The sequence below is a fragment of the Leptolyngbya sp. AN10 genome, assembly GCF_050565645.1.
GTDB lineage: Bacteria > Cyanobacteriota > Cyanobacteriia > Leptolyngbyales > Leptolyngbyaceae > Leptolyngbya.
In genome coordinates this window covers 1-3,467 of sequence record NZ_JBNXVP010000093.1, presented here as the reverse complement: position 1 = coordinate 3,467, position 3,467 = coordinate 1, and the positions used below count along the sequence as shown (strand labels likewise).

Here is a 3,467-nt window from a genome sequence, read left to right as displayed (position 1 = left end):
AAAGTGAGCGACTGCGATGCGGAGAAGTCTGGATATAATGAAACAAGTTTTTCATTGGATGGTGAGCGGTAAAAATCCCGTTCTACCATCTTTTTTCTGCCTAATTTAATTTTTGAATACGTCTAATGACCATAAAGCGCTTCAAGTGCTGTTTGCAGTTCTGCGGGTAAACTCAACGGATCGAGGGTTTGTCCTGCTTTCCCCCGTCCCTTTTTCGGCATCTTTTTCCCAATGTGTTCCCACAGATTGCGGAACTTCGGCATCTCGCCCCCCGGCACATTGTCTGCCACCGGAACACGCGGCAATTTAACAATGCCACACTCGATCGCATCCATCAGCGAGAAATCACTCACCGTCCAAGGAAATAACGTCCCCTCTGCATAACCTGATCCACGCAAAAAGAACGGTGTCGCAGACAAATCGTACACACTCTCAACGCCTAATTTGCGTTTCACAATCTCCAATCCAGAAATCCACAACCGCGCTGCTTCGTTATTCTTCTTCGCCTCGTCTTTTTCGTCCCCTTTCAAGTCATCGAGATCATCATTCTGAGGCTTTTCTCGATAGCAATGGTGCGCTTCATCATTCAGCACCACAATTTTTTTCATTCCCATCAACTCTGGCATCACCCGCTGGAGCATTTGCCCGTCAGTCTCCAGCGTCTGCAACTCTTCGCCCCGACCCTTTAGCAGCGATCGCCCAACTTTAGAAATGTCCAGCCGTTCCCGCAACTTAAAGGCATGATAATTTGTGATCACAATCTTGGCGCGATTGATGTCCGCCAACATATCATTCGGTACTAATTCGCGACTAGCATAGTAGCTATCTGGATCATTCGGCTGAAGCACTCGCAAGCGATCTCGAATCGTAATCCCCGGAGTCACAATCAAAAATCCACGAGTAAACCGCTTACTCTGAGGATGCCGCACTGCATTCACCGTCTGCCAAGCAATCAACATTGCCATCACGGTTGTTTTGCCTGCTCCAGTCGCCAGCTTCAACGCCACGCGAAACAGTTCTGGATTTGCCTCTTCATTTGCATTGGTTAAATGATCGAGAAATTGCTGCCCAGCTTTTCCTAATTTGGGTGCGACTTCTGCCAACCAAATCGCTGTCCCGATCGCTTCAACTTGACAGAAAAACGGACGAATTGACTGAAACGGGTGACTTCGCCAATGTTGAAGCAGCCGCGCTGTCTCCGGTGTCACTCGCCAATCTGCTGGATTTGGCAGTTGTCGCCACGCTGCCACCTGCTCTCGAATGCTGTTGATGATCGGAGTAGGGTCGTACTGCTGCGTTTCTGTAGATAACCCGTCTCCCGAATAGAGAACCAGTTCTTTCTGAATTCCTTGCTGTCGCCGCTTTTTCGGCTTCGGAATGGGTGTGATAAATTCCGCCCGCCGTCGCTTCTCTAGAATATGATTCGTGGGCTGTCCGTCTTCATCGAGTTCCCAATGTCGCAATGGGCATTCGTAAGGCGAATTCAAATTAGTTCTTAAACTTTCGTAACTTCTGCTACTCCTTTCTTAAATTGACGGCAAAAGCCGATGGTCGTTGCCATTATTACATTCAAAATAAGGTTGGATACAGACAAGGCATGAATTTCTCAAATCAGGATCGAGCATCCCCTTGAAATACAACTAGAAATAATTCGCATTAATTTCAGAAAAGTTTTGCATTTTTGCGATCGTCCCCTTTTTCTTACGAGATTTCAATACTTTCAGGCTTTATATGAGCAAAGTATGATTTCTTCATGTAAAAATGGAGGCTCAAATGAAGGTCCAGGGGCATGGTCAGGCAAAGATTCTAAACAGCGAAGAAATTGCTCAACTGTTTCGATCGTTTAATTGCGATCGCGATCGAGCATTGTTTGCGATCTGTTTTTTCACAGGCTGTCGAATCAATGAGGGCTGCACAATGCTCACAGGTGGTGTGTTCGATGCGATCGGAGTGCGAGGAAAAATCACGATTCGCAAAGGTAACACGAAGGGAGAACAATCGACACGCCAAATTAGCACACACCCACAGTTACGTGGGTATTTGGAGCAGCACCGGGATCAAGCAGGCAAGCTGTATCTTTTCCCTGGGCGACACGGGCGTGGGCATCTTAATCCACGATCAACTGATGCAATTTTGCGCGAAGCGTTTGCACGAATTGGAGTGGAGGGAGCCAGTACCCACAGCTTTCGTCGCACGGCTCTAACTCAAATGGCGGCAGCGGGCGTTCCACTGCGAGTAATTCAAGAAATCTCTGGACACCGATCCCTACAAGCATTGCAACGCTATCTGGAGGTTTCAGAGCAGCAGGTTGAACAGGCGATCTCAGTGCTTAAATTTTAGATGTAGGGCGATCGCTTACGACTGTTGTAATCAATTTTGACTCTAGACATTACGACGCTGGCGATTAAATCGCTTTGCGGAGAGTTCAGCAGTAAGTTTCTCCTTGAACATGGCAGCATTACAGCTAGGCAATTGCTTCCTAGATTTCCATACCGCTCCTTCATAGATGTAGTAAATAAACCGGACTTGCTGAGTGGTTTTGATTATATGGAAGTAGTAATTTTCTTCCTCTACAAAGTCGAATAGAACAAGACAGGGGAACTCGGAGCTTAGCCGTAGCCAAGCGTCAAAGGCACGATCTTCTGGAAAGTGAGTATCGATTACCTCGATCGCAACCCAAGGAGTGTGTTCGCTCAACCGATGTCCTGCGTTAGCACCAAAAATGTCATGCCGCCAAACGATATTTGAGTGGGTCCGAAACACCTCTTGACTCCACACATACTGTTCGCTTTTGAAAATGGTGAAGAATACTCGTCCGTCTTCGGTGTAATCATAGTAACCAAATTTTAGGTTTGGTTGCTGCAATTCCATCAATAACTGTTTAATTCGTTCATTGTGCCGAGGCAACGCTTCTTGACGATCAACGACCAGTGGCACTCGATTAGAAAGTGCATAAAAATGTGGTGTGTCTACTCGATAACGGATGAATAATCTTTTTTCTTTGTCAACACTCCAAAGCTCTTGCCCCCGCAGAAAAGCACGAAACCCAATGTCATGCAAATTTGCTGGACACACAGTTTGCCAGTTGCCGTCCGACGTTTGGTAAACAGCCGCATTCCATTTCATCGCGCGATTCAGCCGCTTTAAGTTGATATGACAAATATACTATCCGTAGCTATATCGTCAGACAATTCTTGCTACTTAGCATTGTCTGACACGATGAGCAGGTGTTCGGCTCCCTACCCTTTGAGCTAGGAGATAGTTTTGCTGTGTAAAAGCGTGAACATTTTACGCAATGAGGGCGAAATTGTTTGAAATTTCAAATCAAAGTAATTTCTACATAGGGCTTGCTGAAAAAGTCATTCTGTAAAAACTGGATCACAGACTTCTCTGAATCTGCATCCTTTTATTTATGCGATCGCCAATTGCCATTGATTCGGTTGTCGCCGTGTTCGATGTAATTCAAA

General features: G+C 46.1%; 3 protein-coding genes. 1 reads left to right on the top strand and 2 read right to left on the bottom strand.

Annotated features, from left to right (window positions below; all coding sequences use genetic code 11):
• Positions 1-122: 122 nt before the first annotated feature.
• On the bottom strand, positions 123-1,487 hold the full coding sequence (locus ACQ4M5_RS41600) for a DEAD/DEAH box helicase family protein (protein WP_430681665.1): 1,365 nt from the start codon (positions 1,485-1,487) through the stop codon (positions 123-125).
• A gap of 286 nt (positions 1,488-1,773) precedes the next feature.
• Here ACQ4M5_RS41600 and ACQ4M5_RS41595 point away from each other — a divergent pair, with 286 nt between their 5' ends.
• A complete protein-coding gene (locus ACQ4M5_RS41595) occupies positions 1,774-2,340 on the top strand; it encodes a tyrosine-type recombinase/integrase (protein WP_430681664.1) in 567 nt (188 codons plus the stop codon).
• Between the two features lie 42 nt (positions 2,341-2,382).
• Here ACQ4M5_RS41595 and ACQ4M5_RS41590 read toward each other — a convergent pair whose 3' ends face one another.
• Complete coding sequence (locus tag ACQ4M5_RS41590; protein WP_430681663.1) at positions 2,383-3,126, bottom strand: hypothetical protein; 744 nt, start codon at positions 3,124-3,126, stop codon at positions 2,383-2,385.
• Positions 3,127-3,467: the final 341 nt, after the last annotated feature.